The organism is Luteimonas sp. RIT-PG2_3 (assembly GCF_054902115.1).
The window spans coordinates 23,915-43,821 of the sequence record NZ_JBUBPF010000020.1; the positions used below are offsets into that span (position 1 = coordinate 23,915).

A 19,907-nucleotide genomic window follows, 5' to 3' on the forward strand; every position below is an offset into this window, starting at 1 on the left:
GGCACGTAGCGCTGCTACGGAGGCGAAGCGGGCGCCTGCAACGGATGTGGTCGACATGTCAGAGTCCGGTGTATTGCCGGTACATCGCGATCAGCTCGCGGCCCCACATGAACACGATCCAGCCCGCGATGGCGAGGTAAGGCCCGAACGGGATCGGCGTCGCGCGGTCGCGGCCCTTGACGCCCAGCCAGATCGAGCCGATCACCGCGCCGACCAGCGACGACAGCAGGATCGTCGGCAACACGCCCATCAGGCCACACCAGGCCCCCAGCGCCGCCAACAGTTTGAAGTCGCCGCGGCCCATGCCTTCCTTGCCCGTCAGCTGCTTGAACAGCCACCAGACCGACCACAGGCTCGCATAGCCGATGACCGCGCCCAGCAGGGCGGGTTTGGCCGGCATGTACAGGTTGTCGAGGCTCGCGATCAGGCCCATCCACATCAGCGGTAGCGTCAATGAATCCGGCAACAGCTGGGTGCGCAGGTCGATGCCCGCCAGCGCGATCAGGAAGCCGGTCAGCACCAGTGCGCCGAAGCCCTGCCAGCCGAAGCCGAACTTCCAGACGCACAGCGAGAACAGCACTGCGGTCAGCAGTTCCACCAGCGGGTACTGGATCGAGATCGGTGCCTTGCAGCTGCGGCAGCGACCACGCAGCGCCAGCCAGCTGAAGACCGGGATGTTCTCGAACCACGACAGCTGGTGGCCGCAATGCGGGCAATGCGAGCGCTCGACGACGATCCCCGGTGGCGGCGGGTCGTACAGCCCCGGCTGCTCCAGCGTCTCGCGGGCGTCGCGCTTCCACTCCCATTCCATGCGCCTCGGCAGGCGCAGGATCACGACATTGATGAAGCTGCCGACCAGCAGGCCGAGCCCGGCTGCAAGCGGATAGCCGAGTTCGGGATTGGTATCGAGATAAGCCATGTAGCGTTTGGGTTCCTGCGATCAGACGACGGCGGCGAGCTTGAAGATCGGCAGGTACATGCCGATGACCATGCCACCGACCAGGATGCCGATGACGACCATGACCATAGGCTCGATCAGGCTGCTCAGCGCGTCGACCGCGTTGTTGACTTCTTCTTCGTAGAATTCGGCGACCTTGAACAGCATGGTGTCCAAAGCGCCGGCCTCTTCGCCGATCGACGTCATCTGCACGACCATATGCGGGAACAGGTTGACCTGCTTCATCGCCATGTTGACCTGGTAGCCCACCGAGACGTCTTCCTGGATCCGGTTGACCGCCTTCTCGTAGACCGTGTTGCCGGTGGCGCCGGCGACGATGCCCAGCGCTTCGACCAGTGGCACGCCGGCCTTGAACGTCGTGCCCAGCGTGCGCGCGAAGCGCGCGATCGCGGCGTTGTTCATGATCTCGCCGATGACCGGGATCTTCAGCACGACACGGTCGATGAAGTGTTGCAGGGCTGGCGAGCGCTTGAACGCGAACAGGAAGGCGAACACGCTGGCCACCAGACCGATCAGGATCGGCAACCACCATTGCGTCATGAACCGGCTGGCCGCCACGATGATCTGCGTGAACGCAGGGAGTTCCGCGCCGAAGCCCTTGAACGTCGCCTCGAACTGCGGGACCACGAACACCAGCAGGATGCCGCTGACCAGGAACGCGACCAGGATCACCATCGCCGGATAGAACAGCGCCTTCTTGATCTTGCCCTTCAGGCTCTCGGTGTTTTCCTTGTACGTGGCGATGGTGTCGAGCACGGTCTCCAGCACACCGGCTGATTCGCCTGCGCGCACCAGGTTGCGGTACAGCTCGTCGAACTGCACAGGGTGCTTGCTCATCGCCTCGTAGATCGACGAGCCGCCCTCGATGTCCAGGCGCAGCTCGTTGATCATCTTGCTCATGCGCGGGTTCTTGTTGCCGTTGCCGATGATCTCCAGCGACTGCACGATCGGCACGCCCGACTTGATCATCGTCGCCAGCTGGCGGCTGAACACCGCGATGTCCTTGGCGCCGATGGTCTTGCCGGCGGCACCGAACAGCGGCTTGGGCTTGACCTTGACGACACCGGGCGAGATACCCTGCCGGCGCAGTTCTGCGCGCAGCATGTTGACGTTCTTCGCCTGCTGCTCGCCCTTCATCTTGACGCCGCGCTTGTCGGTCCCTTCCCAGACGAAGGTGCCCATGGCGACTCCTTCGCGGACGGGCTTGGCGGCAGTCTTGGCGGCGCTACGTGATAAGGCCATGCGATGTGCTCCCCTGGGCCAGGCACCATCATGCCGGGCGAATTCCCTTGCATGTTAGCGGGTTGCAGCGCGAAGTGGCACGGCGGTCTGTGACGGCGGCCACGCTGCGGCCATGCCCGATGCCATGCAGCGGCGCTGGCGTCCGTCCGGGCTGGCCGTCGCCAGCCCCGAGCCAGGGCGGGAGCCCGCGGGCCTAGTCCTTGGTGACCCGGTTGATCTCGGCCAGGCTGGTCACGCCCTTGCGGACCTTCAGCAGCGCCGACTGGCGCAGGTCGCGCACGCCGGCACGCTGGGCGGCCTCGGCGATCTGCAGCGCATTGCCGCCCTCCAGCACGATCGTCGCGATCTCGTCGCTCATCGGCATGACCTGGTACAGGCCGGTGCGGCCCTTGTAGCCGGACGTGCAGTCCTCGCAGCCGACGGCCTCATAGAGCTTGATGCCGGCGCGGACCTCGTCCTCGCTGAAGCCCTCGGCCAGCAGGGCGTGGTCGGGAAGGTCGGCCAGGCGCTTGCAGCGGTCGCACAGCCGGCGCGCGAGGCGCTGGGCGATGACCAGGGTCACCGAACTGGTGATGTTGAACGGTGCGATGCCCATGTTCATCAGACGGGCGATGGTCTGCGGGGCGTCGTTGGTGTGCAGCGTCGACAGCACCATGTGGCCGGTCTGCGCGGCCTTGACCGCGATCTCGGCGGTCTCCAGGTCGCGGATTTCGCCGACCATGATGATATCCGGATCCTGGCGCAGGAAGCTGCGCAACGCCGCCGCGAAGGTCATGCCGCGCTTGTTGTTCTGCTGCACCTGGTTGACGCCGGGCAGCCGGATTTCGACCGGGTCCTCGGCGGTGGAGATATTGCGCGTTTCGTCGTTCAGGATGCCCAGCGCGGTATACAGCGACACCGTCTTGCCCGAGCCGGTCGGCCCCGTGACAAGCACCATGCCGTACGGCTTGTGGATCGCATCCAGAAAGAGCTTTTGCTGGTCGGGCTCGTAGCCCAGCTTGTCGATGCCCAGCTTGGCCGCGCTGCCGTCGAGGATACGCAGCACCACTTTCTCGCCGAACAGCGTCGGCAGCGTGCTGACGCGGAAATCGATCTGCTTGGTCTTGCTGAGGTTCAACTTGATGCGGCCGTCCTGCGGGATCCGCTTCTCGGCGATGTCGAGCTGCGCCATGACCTTCAGGCGCGCGGTGATGCGCTGGTTGAGCTTGACCGGCATCCTCGCCGACTGCTTCAGCAGGCCGTCGATGCGCAGGCGTACGCGGTAATCGTTCTCGTAGGGTTCGAAATGGATGTCCGAGGCGCCGCGCTTGATGGCGTCAACCAGCACCTTGTTGACGAACTTGACCACCGGGGTGTCGTCGCCCTTGCCGTCGACGCCGGTATCGCCGCGGACTTCCTCATCGGCGCCCACTTCCAGGCTTTCCAGGCCGTCGCTGTCGTCCAGCGCGTCGCCAAAGCTGTCCTGTGCCTGCATCCACTGGTCGAGCGTCCTGCGGATGCTGTCCTCGTCGACCAGGATCGGTTCGACGGTCAGGTTGGTATGGAACTTCAGCTCGTCCAGCGCATGGGTGTTGGTCGGGTCGGCGATGCCGACGAACAGCTTTGGACCGCGCTTGTACAGCGGCAGCACCGTGTGCTTGCCCAGCAGCTCCTCGCTGACCAGCTTCACCGCACTCTGCGAAGGATCCATCACCGATGGATCGAACACCGGCATCCCGAACTCGATCGAGTTGGCCGCGGCCATCTGCGCCGAAGTCACGATCTTGTGCTCGCGCAGCCACACTGCAACCGGCTTGCGTGCGGCGGTCGCCTTTTCCAGCGCCTCGCGCGCGGTGGCTTCCTCCAGCGCACCGTCCAGCACCAGCCGTCGTGCGATGCCGGTGATGCCGACCAGATTGGCGGTGGTAATGGCGTTCATGCAGCACCTCTGTCAACGGGTTCAACCAGAATGATCCCGCCACCCATGCATGGGCGGCGTGTGTGGGCCAGGTGGCCTCCAGCAACGCCACCAGATCCAATCGGGCAGGCAGCCGTGCCCAAGGATCCGGAGCCGCGTTCCCTCCATGGGATCGAGCCTCGCAGACTGTAACCATTCCGGCTGCGCGACGGAACCGCCAGGGAGGTGGGCCGTCACGGTGGATGTCCGGGCGGGAGAGGGCGGCGCCTGGTCGACGCCATATCCATGCCTGACGTGCCAGGTCAGGGTGTACCCGGCATCGAGGGCGGCCGGTGCCTCCGTCGGCCTGCGGCAGACCTTCGCGCTTTCACGTCGTCGGGCTCCGGGATACCCTGTGATGATCCAGGGGAGCAGCATGTCCATATCCATCATCCTGCCGGCCAAGAACGAAGCCGAAGGCCTTCGCCGCACCTTGCCTGCACTGCGTAGGCAGATGCCCGACGCGGAGATCATCGTCGTCGACGACGGTTCCAGCGACGAGACCGCTGCCGTCGCGGCCGCCGAGGGGGTGCAGGTGCTCTCGTCCCCGTACGCAATGGGCAATGGTGCCGCGATCAAGCGCGGTACCCGCGCGGCCCGTGGCGACATCCTGGTGTTCATGGATGCCGACGGGCAACACGATCCGGCCTGCATCCCGCGCCTGCTCGAACGATTGGAGGAAGGCTTCGACATGGTTGTCGGCGCACGCAACTGGGCCGGCCAGGCCGGCGTGCATCGCGGCGCCGCCAATGCCTTCTACAACTGGCTGGCCAGCCGCATCACCGGGTTCCGGGTCATGGACCTGACGTCTGGCTTCCGCGTCGTCCGCGCAAGCAGGTTCCGCGAGTTCCTGCACCTGCTGCCCAATGGCTTCAGCTATCCGACCACCAGCACGATGGCGTTCTTCCGCAGCGCCTATCCGGTCGCCTACGAACCGATCCCGGTCGCCAGGAGGCTCGGCAAGAGCCACATCAAGCCGATCCGCGACGGCGTCCGCTTCCTGCTGATCATCTTCAAGATCGCCACGCTGTATTCGCCGCTGAAGTTGTTCGTGCCGACCGCCGCCCTGTTCTTCCTGACCGGCCTGGGCTACTACGCCTACACGTTCTTCAACTACGGACGGCTGACGAACATGAGCACGCTGTTTTTCAGCGCGTCTGTGATCGTGTTCCTGATCGGGCTGGTGTCCGAGCAGATCACGGCCATGACCTACCGGCGCGACGTCTAGTGCTGGTGGCAGCGCATCTGCGCAGGTGGCTGCGACCGCTGCGGCGGACCCCGCTGCATCCGCAGTGGCTGCTCGGGAGCAATGCCGGCACGGCGTGCTGGATTCGCAAGCAGGCATCGGGTCGTGTGCTCGACATCGGCTGCGCCGACCGATGGGTGCAGGAAGCGCTGCCGCGTGACTGCGAGTACATCGCACTGGACTACCCACCCACAGGGGGTGCGTTGTACCGCGCCCATCCCGATGTCTTCGGCGATGCGGGCAGGCTGCCGTTTCGGGACGCCAGTATCGACACCGTTCTGCTGCTGGAGGTGCTGGAACACTTGCGCCATCCCGCCGAGGCGCTGTCTGAAATCTCACGCGTGCTTCGTCCGGGCGGCACGCTGTTGCTGACGCTTCCGTTCCTCTATCCGGTACATGACGCGCCGCACGACTACCAGCGCTACACCGCGTTCGGGCTTGTGCGCGAGGTCGAGTGCGCGGGGTTGTTTCCGGACGCGCCGGTCACTACGCTCGGCAGCGCGCAATCGGCTGGCCTGCTGTTCAACCTCGCCATTGCCGGCATGTTGAACGAGGCCATCAGCCAGCGACGCCCGTCGATCTTGCTTGCGCCGCTGCTGGCGATCCTCATCCCGGTCGTGAACCTGGGCAGTTGGCTGTTGGCACTGCTGTTGCCGCGATGGCCGGCGTTGACGTCCGGGTATCGGATCCGGGCGGTGAAGCCATGACGACGCGTCCTGCGCTGGTGCTGGTGACCTCTTCGTTTCCAACGACGGCCGATGGCAGTGAAGCGGCGGGCGCGTTCGTGGCCGATCTGGTCGAGGAACTGTCCGGGCACATGCCGGTACGCGTCGTGGCGCCTGGTCGCGACAGCGCACGGGAGCGCTGGTCGGAACACGTCGAGGTATTCCGTTACGCCACGCCGGAACAGCCCCTGTCGACGTTGAGGCCCTGGCATCCGGGAGAAGCGATGACGATCCTGCAGGTGCTGCGTTCGGGCGCGCGTGCCACCGAAGCGGCAGCCTCATCAGGTCCGACCGCACATGTCCTGGCGCTATGGGCGCTGCCTTGCGGCGAATGGGCGCGGCGGACGGCGTCTCGCCATCATGTCGAGTACTCCGTCTGGACGCTTGGCAGCGACATCTGGAGCCTGGGCAGGATTCCTCTCGTCCGCGCGCGCTTGCGGACGATTCTCCGTGACGCCAGCCACTGCTGGTCCGACGGACTGAAGCTGGCCGACGACACCCGCGCGATCGCGGGCCGCGAGGTGGGTTTCCTGCCGAGCACGCGCCGCATCGATCGCGTGCGCACTTCACCAAGGCGTTCCGTCGCTCCCTTCAGATTGTTGTTTCTCGGCCGCTGGCATCCCAACAAGGGCGTCGACCTGCTGCTGCAGGCCCTGCACCTGCTTGGGGATGAAGACTGGGCCCTGATCGAGACCGTGCTGATCGCGGGGGGAGGGCCGTTGAATGACGAGGTACTGAGCGGCGTAGAGGCGCTGCAGGCATTGGGGCGGCCAGTGACGGTCACGGGGTATCTGGACAGGACGGCAGCTGAGAAAGCCTTCCTCCAGTCCGATTGGCTATTGATTCCGTCGCGTATCGAGAGTATTCCAGTCGTGTTCTCAGACGCAATGAAATTGGGATGCCCCGTTATTGCAATGCCTGTTGGCGATCTGCCTCGATTGGTTGCGAAAGAGCCAGTAAGTGGTCTGCTGGCTGAATCGGTTTCTGCCGCTCATTTTTCTTGCTCGATATCCCATGCGCTTAAGAATCCAACGCAGAATTTCAGTGCTGGGGTCGCGGGTCGGAAGGAAGGATTCGATTTGGCAACTGTCGCAAATCGTATCGTGCTAGCCGCCTGCAAGGCCTCTTTCAATGCCTGAGTCCGATTCAGTACCTACGCCACGCTGGAGCAACGTGGCTCGTGATCAGAAAGCTTTGGCAATCTGGCGGACGCTGGAAAATCTGTGTGGGCAGCAGGTATCGCGAGGGGCATGGCTGGATGTCGGCTGTGGCAGTGGAGCAGTCGCTTCGACCCTTGCTCACAAGGTTGATCTGATCACTGGGGTAGATCCCGAGCCATGGGGGGCTTGGCAGGGCTTCATGGATGCTCATGCCAATCTTCGTCTCATTGCAGGCGAGTTTGATGCGCTTCTGCCCCCATTCCCTGATGCATCGTTCGATGTGGTCGTCTGCAATCAGGTCTATGAGCATGTGCGCGATCCGGTAGCTTTGATTGCCAATATCCATCGTGTCCTCAAGCCCGGGGGCGTTTGCTATTTCGCTGGTCCAAACCTGCTATGGCCAGTTGAGCCGCATGTTTTTTGGCCTTTCGTGCACTGGATTCCACGTGAATTTGCTCATCGTGCAATGACAGCGATGGGGTCTCGCCGTGCCCACGAGCTCGATGCCTACTCGGCAACCTTCTGGAAACTATCATCCTGGTTCGATGGGCTTGGGTTCATTGTGCGCAATGGGATTCCAGATCGCATGATGGTCGTTGAGGGCAGTGGCATCATGGCCCGAGTGGTCAGGAGATTTGGATCTCTTCCTGACTTCTTGCATGGATGGCTTCTGCCATTCATGCCTTCCTTCATTTTCCTGCTTCGGAAGCGTTGATCATGTTTCTGGTCATGATTGATATCGACACCGCATGCTTCGAAGCGCGACTCGACTTGATGCCCGAGAATTGGCCGAAAGTGCGATGACAGGCAAGCACACAATTGCATGGGTTACGACCGCAGCAGTCGTCGTGATGCTTGCATGGTTGCTTCGTGAAAGCTGGCCAGAGATTGCAGGGATTTTCAATGGGGCCAGATGGTATTTGGCGGCGGCGTCCATTGTTTTGCTATCGCTAGGAAATGTTCAGGTCGGCATTGTGTTTGCAGAAATCGCTGCGCGCTCCTCTGCCAATCGGCTTCAGGCGCGGCCTGTGGTTGGTGTTTTTCTCGTATCCCAGGTTGCAAAGTACGTCCCCGGCCGTATCTGGGGGGTTGTCATGCAGGCCGCAATGTTGCGATCAGCTGGTTCTACGCCAGCTTTGGTCGCAGCCAATGTCGAGCTTTCAGTCGTCGTGCTTGCCGTTGTCTCGGGGGTCGGCTTGGCATGCCTGGTGGCGTGGGAATGGGGATGGCTTTACGCCGCGCTCGTGTTGCTTTGCACGTTCGGTGGCAGTGCAGTTGTGCTGAAGTTGGGGGCGGGTGCCAAATTCTTGCTTGTTGCATCCCGGTTCTTGCCTTGGGTTGGACGTTCTGTTTCGGCGCAGTACCGACTGGACGGCGCGCGCCAAGATGCTGATTGGTCGTTCAATCCCATCTTCCTTGCCAGTTTGGCAGCTTATATCGCCCTGTATCTGCTGGGGTGGTGGCTGATGGTCGCTAGCATTTCCAGATTCGATGCGCATGACGCATTAGCCGTCGTTGCCGCTATGTCGCTGTCCTACATTGTCGGTGTAATGAGCATGTTGCCCGGTGGGTTGGGCGCTCGCGAAGGCATGATGCTCTTGCTGGCTCCTTCCGTTGGTTGGAGCCACGAAGACATGGCCGCCCTAGCTCTTGTGTCCCGTGCTGCATTGCTTCTGGTCGATGCGGTTACGGCCGCTTTCGGCGCCTGGTTACTCAGGCGTGAACTGTTCTGAGGAAATCTTTGTGTCAGACATCAAGGTCGGACTGTATATGGCGCTTGAGATTATTCTCAGGTTCCTGGTTCATCCCAGGCTTCGTGCAAAATTCCTGGCGGCGCTTGGAGCGCGCGTTGGACGCAATGTGCGTGTATATGAGTGTCACTTCGTCAATCTTCGGAGCGGGTTCGAAAATTTGCGTATTGGCGATGACGTCCATATAGGGGCTGGCTGCATGATCGATTTGGAGGGGCCGGTTTCGATTGGCAGTGGAAGCGTGCTTTCCCCGAGAGTCACCTTGTTGAGTCACACTGATCCAGGCTCTGCCCACGGGTCACCCATGTGTGAGCGTTGGAAGCCGGATGCATTGGGAATTTCCATAGGTGAGGGCTGCTGGATCGGAGCTTGCGCCACTTTGCTATCCGGAGCCGTCGTCGGCGATCGGGTTGTGGTCGGAGCCTCTGCACTTGTTCGCGGTTCACTGCGCTCAGACGGAACCTATGTCGGGGTTCCTGCGCGGCCGATCAGAAGTTGATGGATGCAGGAAAGCTTGTTCCACTCGATGCGCATGCGGGGCTGAGTATTGATCCGGAGCTCATCTGCAGTGGCGATGGTGGTACTAATGCTAGTGTCTCTCCAGCGTGCGTCGCACCGCGTCTATGATCCTTTGGATGTCTCCTTCGTTCAATTTCGATGAAAGCGGCAAACTGACCGTCTGTTGTCCCAGTCGCTTGGCATGCGGCCAAGCTTCCGGCCGCCAGCCGAAGCGGTCCTGGTAGTAGGGGTGTTCGGGGATCGAAAGATAGTGAACGCCGACGCCGATGCGATGTGCGGTCATGGCGGAGAGAAATGCATCGCGTTCCAACCCGCAGCGGCTTTCGTCGATCATCACCGTGTAGAGATGGTGCGCATGGCGCGTGCCCGCTTCCGGTGGTGCCGGAAGGCCGATAGGCAGTTGCGCGAATGCATCCTGGTAACGATTCCAGATCTCGCGACGTCGCAGCCAGTTTTCTTCTACACGCGCCAACTGGTGGATACCCAGCGCCGCCTGCATGTCGGTCATGTTGTACTTGAAGCCGCATTCGGTGACCTGGTAGTGCTTGTAGCCGCTGTCACCGAAACGGTGCCAGGCATCCTTGCTCATGCCATGCAGCGCCAGCACCCGGGCGCGTGCGGCCTTGGCGGGATCACGTGCCAGGATCATCCCGCCCTCGCCGGTCACGACATTCTTGGTGACGTAGAAGCTGAAACATCCGTAATCGCCGAAGGTGCCGGCCTTGCGACCCTTGTACTCGGTTTCGATGGCGTGGGCGCAGTCCTCGATGACCAGCAGCCCGTGCTTGCGGGCGATGGCCATGATGCGATCCATGTCGCAGGGGCGGCCGGCGAAATGCACGGCCAGGATCGCTTGGGTGCGAGGCGTGATCGCGGCTTCGATGGCGTCGGGATCGATGCACTGGGTCACGGGGTCCACGTCTGCCAGCACGGGCGTCAGTCCCGCGTGCACGATGGCGTTGACCGTGGCGCAGAACGTCAGGGGCGTGGTGATGACTTCTGCGCCGGGCTCCAGACCGGCGGCCACCATGCTGACGTGCAGAGCCGCTGTGCAGGAATTCACCGCTGCGACATTGCCAGGGGCTTGGTCCTTGTAGGCGGCGAACTCCGCTTCGAACCGCGCCACGCGCGGCCCGGTGCCCAGCCAGCCGGAGCGCAGGCACTGCAGCAGTTCGTCGATTTCCGCCTCTTCGATCCGAGGGGCGCCAAACACGATGAAGTCGTCGGTGGGCATGGGGAGTCTTGGTTTTCGAGCCGATGAAAGTATTTTAGGGTGACTGTACTTCGTCTTTGGTGCTTTCGGTGCGGGACGAGCGTTGCGCAGCTTGGGATGGCTTGCTTCACTGCAGAGCGCTCGTCTTTGCGAGGAGGCATCTGAGGTGTTAGGCGCTCATGGTATTTGGCCAAGTTGCTGCGCGGTCTCGTCTACCCGTGTCAGGAATGACTTATTGACCTGCCTTGAGATCGCCTGCCGCACCCTGTCCCGGTACTCCTCATCGTTGCCGATGGCGACCAGGCCTCGGGCGTAGAGCTCTCGGGCCGTTTGGGCGTTGTCGTTGGCCAGCAGTGCTTGCTGCGCAAACAGGAAGAGCAGTTCCGGGGACAGCGACTGTGTACGTGCCACGGTCAGGCTGATGCTGGCCAGTTCCGTGTCATCCAAGGGGAGTCCCCGATTCCTGTGTTCGATCATGCTCACCACCGCGTCTACTTCCTGCGGGCGTATGGGCGGGGTCGAGAGCTTCCTCCGCATCGACTGCCACCATTCCGGGCGTGCGGGCACGCCGAAATCGGCGGTCATCATGACCAGGCCATGCTCCCCCATTATGGATCCCTGCGGGAGGGCGGCCGCGCGCTCGAATTCATGCAGGGCCATGGAATAGTAGGGCGAGCGCGTGTCTTTTTTGGCCGCGAGCATGTACTGCTCGGCTAGGTCCATTGCGGCACGGGTGGATCGTGGGTTGATCTCGACGCTGTACGCGGCCAGTCCGTAAGGCGTGCCCCAACTGGCCGAACGCAATGCGGTGAGCGTGGCGAAACCGAGTGCCAGCACGACGAAGACCAGCAGCAGTACGCGGGGGTTGAGTGCGGGAAGGCGAAGCATCACCGCAACCACCGCGAGCAGAGTGCCAGCAATGGCGAAGTAGTTGCGATGCTCGAATGCCAGTTCCAGCGGAATCGGAGAACTGGTGATGACATGGCTGGCCAGGAAGATCGCGATGCCGAGGCTCAGGAGTGGAATGCGTCTGGCAAACAAAATCGCTGCGGCGATTAGGGCCAACAGAAGGGCTCCTCCCGCGATGATTGCCGGCGTCGGCTTGGCAGGTGCGACTAGGTGGTCATAGAAGAACAGCATGCTATCCGGTCGCGGCAGCAGGATCTGGCCCAAGTAGAGCGGCACGATCTGCAGTTGAGACAACAGCCGCTCATTGGGTCCGTAGTCTCGCATCGAGTATGTCGTGGGTGACGAGTAGGTGCGGATGGTCAGCCACGCAAATGCGGCAGCAAAGGCCAGTGCGCCGACGATCATGGCCAGCTTCCAGAATCGCGACCAGGCGGGTGACGCGGCTCGTCCCCGGAACACCAGCCATTCCAGTGCAAGGCCGTACAGGGCTGTCAGCGCACCGGTCTCCTTGGTAGCGAAGGCTAGTCCCGCAAATAGCAGCGCAGCCAATAGTGCGCCCAAACCGTAGTGCGCCTCCTTGATCTGGGCGGTGCGCGCTGAGGTGTAGGCCAGCAACGATGCAAGCATGAAGGTCAGGCACAGCAGTTCCATGCGTTGCACGACGTATAGGACCGACGAGACCTGCAGAGGATGGATCGCCCATAGCAGTGCGATGGCGCCGGCCGTTATCTCTGCATGCCGGGGTGTGATACCGGTCACCAACAATACCTGCCGTAGCCAAGCTCCGAGCAAAACGTAGTTGACAAGATGGATCAGCAGGTTGGTCCACTTGTATCCGATCGGATTTAGGCCATCGGCCCAATAATTCAAAGCGAAGGTGGCATTGGAGATCGGTCGCGGAAGGCCGCCGCCAGGATGGTAGGCAAATGCTGCGTCCCAGAGCCCCCGCCAGGAAAAGCCGGCCAGATGCACTTTGCCCTGCGAGACGATGTTGGGATAATCGTCAAAGACGAAGCCGCCGCTGAGGCCAAGCCAATAGGCGGCGACGATCAGCGAGAGGCCCGCGAGCGCGAGGAGAGCAGGTTGCATGCGCAAGCGAGGAGGAGGGGTGGGGAGATTTGTCATGGCAAATGTTCGGCCTCGGAACGGCGCGGGACTTTGATATGCAGCGGCGCGCGCGCTCGCAGACCCACCGTGGTGCTCGCTCTGTGTATCACAATCTCGACGCGGCAGTTGCGCGAGTCGGTGAGCATGCTGGATTCACTGGTGGTCGGTGTGCCGGTGCGGTCAAGCCGGAACCTCGGCTGATACCGCCTCCGGAGTCCAGGCGCGTATTGGCGAACGCTGGCGTTCCGGCCTCGCCTATTGGCATCCGGCGGGTGCCAGGCTGGGCTCGGTGAGGCTGGTCGTGCAGGTCCAACGCTGTGTGGCCGAGCTGCGTTGCAGCGTAATGGTGCGGCCATTGGCGGCAGGGTTGCCGCTGACGATGCAGCGGATGAGGCCGCTGGATGAGGAGTCCAGGGTGATGCTGCTGCAGCGTGCGGTCGCGCTGCGCATGCCGACGCGAGCCGGATCGTTGGTGACTGCACTTTCTGCCAGCAATTCGGATTCGAAGTTGCTCTCGCCGCCGGTGATATCCGCCAGTGCGGCCGTCATCTGACTACGTCCGGCATGGTTCTGGTAAGCCGGCAATGCGATGGCCGCGAGGATAGCGATCATCGCGACCACGATCATCAGTTCGATCAAGGTAATCCGTGTGGCTTGTCCACGGCTCCCCTAGCTTCCGACGGATGATGGCTCCACAAAAAGCAAGGGCGCTTGCGCGCCCTTGCTTTTTACTTCCTACCGATAGCCGGTCAGACCGGGGACGGCGTATGCCTAGTTTAGTTGCAGCCTTGGGGGCGGAAGTCCGCAGGTACGGTGGAGGTGCAATTGAACGCGCCGGTCGCACTGACGCGGGTCAGTGTGATGGCCAGACCGTTGACAGTTGGGTTGCCCACGAGGGTGCAGCTGATGGTGCCGTTCGAGCCGGCGGTGACGCCGATGGGTCCGCAGCGCGTCGTGGTCGTCTGCAGGCCGATGCGGTCAGGAGTCGTGATTGCCGCGCCACTACCACGCTGGACCATCTCTTCGAACGCGGTGACGCCACCGCGGATGTCGGCCAGGCCGGCGGTGACCTGCGAACGCGAGACGTAGTTCTGGTAAGCCGGCAGCGCGATGGCGGCCAGAATCGCGATGATCGCGACGACGATCATCAATTCGATCAGGGTGAAGCCCTGCATGTTCTTCTTCATGGTGAAACCCCTAGGAGTGGTAAGCAAGTTCACGTGCCCCCGTCGGTTGGCTGTTGCCGATCCGTGGGCAGCCGTGCGACGGTGCACGTGCAGGAGAGGTATACGCAGGAGGCGTGCCAACTCTGGTCGTTTGCCGGCAGGGACGATATTCAAGGACTTGCCCACGCTTCCTGGACATCGTGACGGTGAAAATCTGACGTGGCCGTGTCAGAAAGTGACGCAACGGGGCCAATCCAGTGCGGGAGCCATGTCCTTTCGGGTGTTTGATGTCGCTAAGCAGCCGCTGGGGACCTGCCGTTCGTCGGATGCCGGCCGGGGCGTCCTGACGCGAGCGATCTGATCGTCGTCAGGATCAGCCGTCAGGCCCCGCCTCGCTCAATCGATACCCAGCTTCTTCAGCTTGTAACGCAGCGCGCGGAAGGTGATGCCCAGCGCGGCGGCGGTGCGGGTCTTGTTGTAGCGGTTTTCCTGCAGGGCCTGCTGGATCGCGGCGCGCTCGATGTCCTCGATGTACGAGGGCAGTGCCGAGCTGGCGGTGTCGTAGGGGCTCAGGTTGCGCGGGTCGGCGCCCGCCGGTGGCGCGGGCGGGGCGCTGCCGGGAGCCGGCTGCGAGACGTAATCGACCACGCCGGTCGCGGGCGTACGGCCGGGGGCGTTGGCGCCGCTGGCCGGCAGGTGCAGGTCGGCGGCGTGGATGCGCGAGCCGTCCGCCATCGCCAGCGCACGCTCGAGGATGTTCTCGAGTTCGCGCACGTTGCCGGGAAAGCCATAGCGGGCGAGGGCGTCCAGCGCATCGGGCGCAAGTTCCGGCGGCTGCATGCGCATCGCCTGGGCCAGTCGCTGCAGGATGGCTGCCGACAGCAGCGGCAGGTCGCCGTCGCGTTCGCGCAGCGGCGGCACGGCCAGGCCGATGACGTTGATGCGATAGAACAGGTCGTGGCGGAACTTGCCGTCGTTGACCAGGGCGGACAGGTCCTTGTGGGTGGCCGACAGGATGCGCACGTCGACCTGGACTTCGCTGGCGGCACCGATCGGGCGCACGCTTTTTTCCTGGATCGCACGCAGCAGCTTGACCTGCATCGGCAGCGGCAGTTCGGCAACTTCGTCGAGGAACAGGGTGCCGCCGTCGGCGGCCTGGAACAGGCCGGGCTTGTCGCTGTTGGCGCCGGTGAAGCTGCCCTTCTTGTGGCCGAAGAACTCGCTTTCCATCAGTTCGCTGGGGATCGCGCCGCAGTTGACCGGGATGAACGGTCCGCCGGCGCGCGGGCCTTGGGCGTGGATCGTCCGTGCGACCAGTTCCTTGCCCGTGCCCGATTCGCCGCTGATATGCACCGGCGCCTGGCTGCGGGCGACCTTGCCGATGGTCTGGCGCAGCTCGACCATCGGGGCCGAGGTGCCGATCAGGCGGCCGGCCTCTTCGGGCTGGGCCAGGCGTTGTTCGTTGAGGTCCAGCGCCTGCCGGACCAGGCCGCGCAGCACGTTGATGTCGACCGGTTTGCTGACGAAATCGAAGGCTCCGGCCTTCAGGGCCTCGACCGCGGCCTCGACGTTGCCATAGGCGGTGATCATCGCGACCGGCGTGGCCGGGAAACGCGTGGCGATCTCGCTGACCAGTTCCAGCCCGGAGCCGTCGGGCAGGCGCATGTCGGTCAGGCACAGGTCGTAGGACACGGTGTTGAGCATCTGCCGCGCGGCACTGAGGTTTGGCGCGGTGTCGGTGCGCAATCCCATTCTTCCCAAGGTCAGCACCAGCAGTTCACGGATGTCGTGTTCGTCATCAACGATGAGGGCGCTGCGCTGGTCACTCATGGGCGGCTCGGGGCGGGTGGTCGGAATGTGACCAATACTGACAGTTCCTGACCCGGCTTGCGAGGGATGAATAGGCAGGTGTCAAGCCGGCCGGTCCCGGGGGCGGCTGGGCTCGATGGCCGGTAGCAGCGCCGATGGGCGCGAGCGTGGCTCTGTAGCAATTTCGGCTCAGCGTGCCATCAGCGCCTGCTGGGTCGGCAGGGTGATGCGGAAGCAGGCGCCGCCGCCGGGTACGGAGACGTACTCCAGATGCGACTCGTTGGCGCGGCACAGTTCGTTGGCGATGTAGAGGCCAAGGCCGGTGCCGTTCTCGGAGGTGGTGAAGAACGGCCGGAACAACTGCGCGACGACGCCATCGGGGATGCCGGGGCCGCGGTCGAGCACGCTGATGACCGGGCGGCCGTCCTCGATCGCCAGGTGCACGATGATCTTGGCGATCTCGCCCGGCATGCGGCCGTACTTGACGGCGTTGTTGACCAGGGCGGTGACGATCTGCTGCAGGTGGCGCGGGTCGAACATCACCGGCAGCTGGCTCATCTCGCCGCCCTGGCGGACCTGTGCGTTTTCTTCCGGCGTCACCATGCGGTAATCGTCCATGAAGTTGCGCACGAAGCCGACCAGTTCGATGTGCTCGGGCTTGGCGCGCTCGCGCCGGGCCAGGCCGAGCACGCTCTCGATGATGCCGTTGGTGCGCATGCACTGCTGGTGGATGATCTGCAGGAGGCGCCGGTCCGAGGTGCTGAGGTCGTGCGATTCCTCGAGCAACTGGGTGGCGTAGTTGATGGCCGCCAGCGGATTGCGGATCTCGTGGGCCAGGCTGGCCGAGAACCGGCCCATCGCGGCCAGGGTCAGCGACTCGGCGCGCCGCGACAGCATCGAGGTGTCGTCGAGGAAGATCAGGGTGTTGTCGCTGTTGGCTAGCAGGCGGGCGAAGCGCGGCAGTACTTCGGCATCGTCCGGCCCATAGACCAGCGGGGTGTCGTCGGACTTGCCGCTGCCGAGCCACTCGGCCAGCCGTAGTGCCAGTTCCGGGGCCAGCTGCGACAGCGTGCGGCCCTGGGTATCGCAGCTGCTGTGGCTGCTGGCGTCGTCGTCGTCGCGCAGCAGGCCGAGCGCGGCCTCGTTGGCCAGTCGGATATGCCCGGTGCGGTCGACCAGCAGCACGCCGGTGCGCAGGCGGCGGATGATCAGCTCGTTGATCTCGGCAAGGTTGGCGGCCTCGGCACCGCGCTGGTTGGCCAGCCGCAGCGTCGCCCGCATCTGCTTGCCGAGCTGGTGGGTCAGGGTCGCGACGGCGAAGTAGCTGATCGCGAACATCAGGATCACCGCCAGCGGCCGGCCGGTGTCCAGGCCGTAGAACTGGTTCCACAGCTGCACCGCCAGCAGGCCCAGCGACGCGGCCGCGGCCAGCCCCAGGCCGAGCCGCAGGCGCAGGAACAGCGAGGCCGCCGCGACATTGAACAGCAGCAGCAGGGCGATGCCCGAGGCGGCGTGCGGGATCGCGTGGGTGGCCAGCATCGCCACCGAGATATCGACCGCGGCGCCGGCTAGGGCGTGCAGCCACAGGCCGATGCGCGCCCGGCGGGCGAACAGCAGCAGCACCACCGACATCACCAGGTAGGCTGGGCTCAGCGTCCTTGCCAGCCAGGGGTCGGCCATGCCGCCGACCATGTCGCCGAACGGGCTGAAGACGAGGAGCGCCAGCAGGGCCGCGGCGAGGACCCGGTACAGCGCGAACAGATAGAGCTCGCGCTGCAGCGACTGGTGGTCCGAGATGTCTTCCGCAGGAGGTTGGGCCACGGTACGGCGCAGTCAGGGAGGTCGCCGCGAGTATAGGGGCCCGATTGCGGCCCGTGCGGGCCGGGACCTGCCGATTTTGCTCGGGGCAGGCACATGGGGGACAATAGCGGGCCCGCAACGACCCCCCGCCTCCTGGCGGCCGGCATCGTCGGCGGCACTCTCCCTGTTGACGGACCCCACATGAACTTCCACGAATACCAGGCGAAGCAGTTGTTTGCCGACTACGGCATCCCAGTGCCGGCCGGACGCGTCGCGTCCACGGCCGATGAAGCGGTCGAAGCGGCCAAATCCTTGGGCAATGGCCCCTGGATGGTCAAGGCGCAGATCCACGCGGGCGGTCGCGGCAAGGCCGGTGGCGTGAAGTTCTGCAAGACCACCGATGACGTCAAGGCGGCGGCCGAGAAGATGCTCGGCACCAAGATGGCCACCTACCAGTCCGCGGGCGTCGCCCTGCCGGTCAACCTGGTGCTGGTCACCGAAGCCGGCGAAATCGCCAAGGAACTGTACCTGTCGGTGCTGGTCGACCGCGGCACCCAGTCCATCACCTATATCGTCTCGAGCGAGGGTGGCGTGGACATCGAGCAGGTCGCTGCCGAGACCCCCGAGAAGATCGAGACGCTCAACGTCAGCTTCGTCGAAGGCTTCCAGGCCTACCAGGGCCGCGACATCGGCTTCAAGATCGGCCTGACCGCCAAGCAGGCCAACCAGCTCGCCAAGATCATGGGCGGCCTGTACACCCTGTTCAACGAGAAGGACCTGGCGTTGGTCGAACTGAACCCGCTGGCCATCCTGGACAACGGTGACCTGTATGCCCTCGACGGCAAGGTCAACTCCGACGACAACGCCACGTTCCGTCACAAGGACCTGGCTGCGATGCGCGACACCTCGCAGGAAGACGAGGCCGAAGTGCGCGCCAGCGAGTACGACCTGAACTACGTGACGATGGACGGCAACATCGGTTGCATGGTCAACGGCGCAGGCCTGGCCATGGCCACGATGGACGTCATTGCGTTGAACGGCGGTTCGCCGGCCAACTTCCTCGACGTCGGCGGCGGCGCCACCAAGGAGCGCGTGACCGAGGCGTTCAAGCTGATCCTGTCCAGCGACAAGGTCGAGGCGATCTTCGTCAACATCTTCGGCGGTATCGTCCGCTGCGACATGATCGCCGAGGGCATCATCGGCGCGGTCAAGGAAGTCGGCGTCAAGATCCCGGTGATCGTGCGCCTGGAAGGCACCAACGTCGAAGAGGGCAAGAAGCTGCTGGCCGAATCCGGCCTGGCGATCACCCCGGCCGACGACATCAACGACGGTGCCCGCAAGGCCGTCGCTGCCGTTGCTGCCTGACCCCACGAGACCAGGAATCCATCAATGTCTGTTTTGATCAACAAGAACACCAAGGTCATCGTGCAGGGCTTCACCGGCCAGCAGGGCACCTTCCACGCGACCCAGATGGTCGAGTACGGCACCAAGGTCGTCGGTGGCGTGACCCCCGGCAAGGGCGGCACCACGCATATCGAACTGCCGGTCTTCAACACCGTGCGTGAAGCGGTCGAAGCCACCGGTGCCGATGCATCGGTGATCTACGTGCCGCCGCCGTTCGCGGCCGACGCGATCCTGGAAGCGGCCGCGGCCGGCATCAAGGTCATCGTCTGCATCACCGAAGGCATCCCGGTGCTGGACATGCTGCGCGTGAAGAACGTGCTCAAGGGCCATCCGGACGTGACCCTGGTCGGTCCGAACTGCCCCGGCGTGATCACGCCCGGCGAATGCAAGATCGGCATCATGCCGGGCCACATCCACATGCCGGGCAAGATCGGCATCGTGTCGCGCTCGGGCACGCTGACCTATGAAGCCGTCAAGCAGACCACCGCTGCCGGCCTGGGCCAGTCGACCGTCATCGGTATCGGCGGCGACCCGATCAACGGCCTGAACTTCGTCGACTGCCTGAAGCTGTTCAACGAAGACCCGCAGACCGAAGGCATCATCATGGTCGGCGAGATCGGCGGCGACGCCGAGGAAGCCGGTGCCGAATACATCAAGCAGCACGTCAAGAAGCCGGTCGTCGGTTTCATCGCCGGTGCGTCGGCCCCTCCGGGCAAGCGCATGGGCCACGCCGGTGCGATCGCCTCGGGCGGCTCGGGCACGGCAGCCGGCAAGTTCGCCGCGATGGAAGCGGCGGGCGTCACCACGGTCAAGTCCCCGGGCGATCTGGGTGCCGCGATCGCCAAGCGCATGGCCGGCTGAGTCCAGCCCGTCGCGCGTTGCAGGAAGGCCGCCCCCGGGCGGCCTTTTTGTTGCCGCGTTGGTCCGGATGGAGAGGTGCGGATCACTTCTGTGGGAGCGCC

General features: G+C 63.9%; 17 protein-coding genes. 8 read left to right on the plus strand and 9 right to left on the minus strand.

All coding sequences use genetic code 11. The features are described from left to right. Positions 1 to 58: 58 nt before the first annotated feature. The 3 genes from ACYX7E_RS18510 to pilB form a co-directional block, all read right to left on the minus strand. On the minus strand, positions 59 to 919 hold the full coding sequence (locus tag ACYX7E_RS18510; RefSeq protein ID WP_462082089.1) for a prepilin peptidase: 861 nt from the start codon (positions 917 to 919) through the stop codon (positions 59 to 61). A 21-nt stretch (positions 920 to 940) separates the two neighbouring features. Further along, on the minus strand, positions 941 to 2,200 hold the full coding sequence (locus tag ACYX7E_RS18515) for a type II secretion system F family protein (RefSeq protein WP_462082090.1): 1,260 nt from the start codon (positions 2,198 to 2,200) through the stop codon (positions 941 to 943). A 193-nt stretch (positions 2,201 to 2,393) separates the two neighbouring features. Continuing rightward, a complete protein-coding gene (gene pilB, locus ACYX7E_RS18520; RefSeq protein ID WP_462082091.1) occupies positions 2,394 to 4,118 on the minus strand; it encodes a type IV-A pilus assembly ATPase PilB in 1,725 nt (574 codons plus the stop codon). A gap of 394 nt (positions 4,119 to 4,512) precedes the next feature. Here pilB and ACYX7E_RS18525 point away from each other — a divergent pair, with 394 nt between their 5' ends. The 6 genes from ACYX7E_RS18525 to ACYX7E_RS18550 all read left to right on the plus strand — a co-directional run bounded on the left by ACYX7E_RS18525 (position 4,513) and on the right by ACYX7E_RS18550 (position 9,517). Continuing rightward, the gene (locus tag ACYX7E_RS18525; RefSeq protein WP_462082092.1) at positions 4,513 to 5,364 is read left to right on the plus strand and encodes a glycosyltransferase family 2 protein; all 852 of its coding nucleotides are present in this window, start codon (positions 4,513 to 4,515) and stop codon (positions 5,362 to 5,364) included. A gap of 5 nt (positions 5,365 to 5,369) precedes the next feature. Continuing rightward, a complete protein-coding gene (locus ACYX7E_RS18530; RefSeq protein ID WP_462082093.1) occupies positions 5,370 to 6,089 on the plus strand; it encodes a class I SAM-dependent methyltransferase in 720 nt (239 codons plus the stop codon). Then, positions 6,086 to 7,246, plus strand: a complete 1,161-nt coding sequence (locus tag ACYX7E_RS18535) for a glycosyltransferase (protein ID WP_462082094.1) — start codon at positions 6,086 to 6,088, stop codon at positions 7,244 to 7,246. The genes ACYX7E_RS18530 and ACYX7E_RS18535 overlap by 4 nt, the downstream gene beginning before the upstream one ends. Further along, complete coding sequence (locus ACYX7E_RS18540; RefSeq protein WP_462082095.1) at positions 7,239 to 7,982, plus strand: class I SAM-dependent methyltransferase; 744 nt, start codon at positions 7,239 to 7,241, stop codon at positions 7,980 to 7,982. Before ACYX7E_RS18535 ends, ACYX7E_RS18540 begins: the two co-directional genes overlap by 8 nt. 85 nt (positions 7,983 to 8,067) lie before the next feature. Continuing rightward, complete coding sequence (locus ACYX7E_RS18545) at positions 8,068 to 9,000, plus strand: lysylphosphatidylglycerol synthase domain-containing protein (RefSeq protein WP_462082096.1); 933 nt, start codon at positions 8,068 to 8,070, stop codon at positions 8,998 to 9,000. Between the two features lie 37 nt (positions 9,001 to 9,037). Further along, positions 9,038 to 9,517, plus strand: a complete 480-nt coding sequence (locus tag ACYX7E_RS18550) for an acyltransferase (RefSeq protein ID WP_462082106.1) — start codon at positions 9,038 to 9,040, stop codon at positions 9,515 to 9,517. Between the two features lie 90 nt (positions 9,518 to 9,607). On the opposite strand, the gene ACYX7E_RS18555 is transcribed toward ACYX7E_RS18550, so the two are convergent. From ACYX7E_RS18555 to ACYX7E_RS18580, 6 genes are all read right to left on the minus strand, one after another. After that, the gene (locus tag ACYX7E_RS18555) at positions 9,608 to 10,771 is read right to left on the minus strand and encodes a DegT/DnrJ/EryC1/StrS family aminotransferase (protein WP_462082097.1); all 1,164 of its coding nucleotides are present in this window, start codon (positions 10,769 to 10,771) and stop codon (positions 9,608 to 9,610) included. A gap of 156 nt (positions 10,772 to 10,927) precedes the next feature. Continuing rightward, a complete protein-coding gene (locus ACYX7E_RS18560; RefSeq protein WP_462082098.1) occupies positions 10,928 to 12,748 on the minus strand; it encodes a hypothetical protein in 1,821 nt (606 codons plus the stop codon). Between the two features lie 273 nt (positions 12,749 to 13,021). Continuing rightward, positions 13,022 to 13,405, minus strand: a complete 384-nt coding sequence (locus tag ACYX7E_RS18565; RefSeq protein WP_462082099.1) for a pilin — start codon at positions 13,403 to 13,405, stop codon at positions 13,022 to 13,024. A gap of 137 nt (positions 13,406 to 13,542) precedes the next feature. Further along, complete coding sequence (locus ACYX7E_RS18570; RefSeq protein WP_462082100.1) at positions 13,543 to 13,953, minus strand: pilin; 411 nt, start codon at positions 13,951 to 13,953, stop codon at positions 13,543 to 13,545. A 375-nt stretch (positions 13,954 to 14,328) separates the two neighbouring features. Continuing rightward, entirely contained in the window at positions 14,329 to 15,762 is a 1,434-nt protein-coding gene (locus tag ACYX7E_RS18575; protein WP_462082101.1) for a sigma-54-dependent transcriptional regulator, read from the minus strand. Positions 15,763 to 15,930: 168 nt separating this feature from the next. Continuing rightward, a complete protein-coding gene (locus tag ACYX7E_RS18580; protein ID WP_462082102.1) occupies positions 15,931 to 17,562 on the minus strand; it encodes a sensor histidine kinase in 1,632 nt (543 codons plus the stop codon). Positions 17,563 to 17,742: 180 nt separating this feature from the next. On the opposite strand from ACYX7E_RS18580, the gene sucC reads away from it, so the two are divergent. Together sucC and sucD are read left to right on the plus strand one after the other, a co-directional pair. Beyond that, entirely contained in the window at positions 17,743 to 18,906 is a 1,164-nt protein-coding gene (gene sucC / locus ACYX7E_RS18585) for an ADP-forming succinate--CoA ligase subunit beta (RefSeq protein ID WP_462082103.1), read from the plus strand. Between the two features lie 24 nt (positions 18,907 to 18,930). Further along, a complete protein-coding gene (gene sucD / locus ACYX7E_RS18590) occupies positions 18,931 to 19,806 on the plus strand; it encodes a succinate--CoA ligase subunit alpha (RefSeq protein WP_462082104.1) in 876 nt (291 codons plus the stop codon). Positions 19,807 to 19,907 lie beyond the last annotated feature (101 nt).

What these genes read in the sequence shown, in the direction of transcription:
- ACYX7E_RS18560 (WP_462082098.1), bottom strand. Translation starts at nt 12,748, where the DNA reads ATGCAACCTGCTCTCCTCGCGCTCGCGGGCCTCTCGCTGATCGTCGCC.
- sucD (WP_462082104.1), top strand. Translation starts at nt 18,931, where the DNA reads ATGTCTGTTTTGATCAACAAGAACACCAAGGTCATCGTGCAGGGCTTC.
- ACYX7E_RS18515 (WP_462082090.1), bottom strand. Translation starts at nt 2,200, where the DNA reads ATGGCCTTATCACGTAGCGCCGCCAAGACTGCCGCCAAGCCCGTCCGC.
- ACYX7E_RS18550 (WP_462082106.1), top strand. Translation starts at nt 9,038, where the DNA reads ATGGCGCTTGAGATTATTCTCAGGTTCCTGGTTCATCCCAGGCTTCGT.
- ACYX7E_RS18545 (WP_462082096.1), top strand. Translation starts at nt 8,068, where the DNA reads ATGACAGGCAAGCACACAATTGCATGGGTTACGACCGCAGCAGTCGTC.
- ACYX7E_RS18535 (WP_462082094.1), top strand. Translation starts at nt 6,086, where the DNA reads ATGACGACGCGTCCTGCGCTGGTGCTGGTGACCTCTTCGTTTCCAACG.
- pilB (WP_462082091.1), bottom strand. Translation starts at nt 4,118, where the DNA reads ATGAACGCCATTACCACCGCCAATCTGGTCGGCATCACCGGCATCGCA.
- ACYX7E_RS18570 (WP_462082100.1), bottom strand. Translation starts at nt 13,953, where the DNA reads ATGAAGAAGAACATGCAGGGCTTCACCCTGATCGAATTGATGATCGTC.
- ACYX7E_RS18575 (WP_462082101.1), bottom strand. Translation starts at nt 15,762, where the DNA reads ATGAGTGACCAGCGCAGCGCCCTCATCGTTGATGACGAACACGACATC.
- ACYX7E_RS18555 (WP_462082097.1), bottom strand. Translation starts at nt 10,771, where the DNA reads ATGCCCACCGACGACTTCATCGTGTTTGGCGCCCCTCGGATCGAAGAG.
- ACYX7E_RS18525 (WP_462082092.1), top strand. Translation starts at nt 4,513, where the DNA reads ATGTCCATATCCATCATCCTGCCGGCCAAGAACGAAGCCGAAGGCCTT.
- sucC (WP_462082103.1), top strand. Translation starts at nt 17,743, where the DNA reads ATGAACTTCCACGAATACCAGGCGAAGCAGTTGTTTGCCGACTACGGC.
- ACYX7E_RS18540 (WP_462082095.1), top strand. Translation starts at nt 7,239, where the DNA reads ATGCCTGAGTCCGATTCAGTACCTACGCCACGCTGGAGCAACGTGGCT.
- ACYX7E_RS18510 (WP_462082089.1), bottom strand. Translation starts at nt 919, where the DNA reads ATGGCTTATCTCGATACCAATCCCGAACTCGGCTATCCGCTTGCAGCC.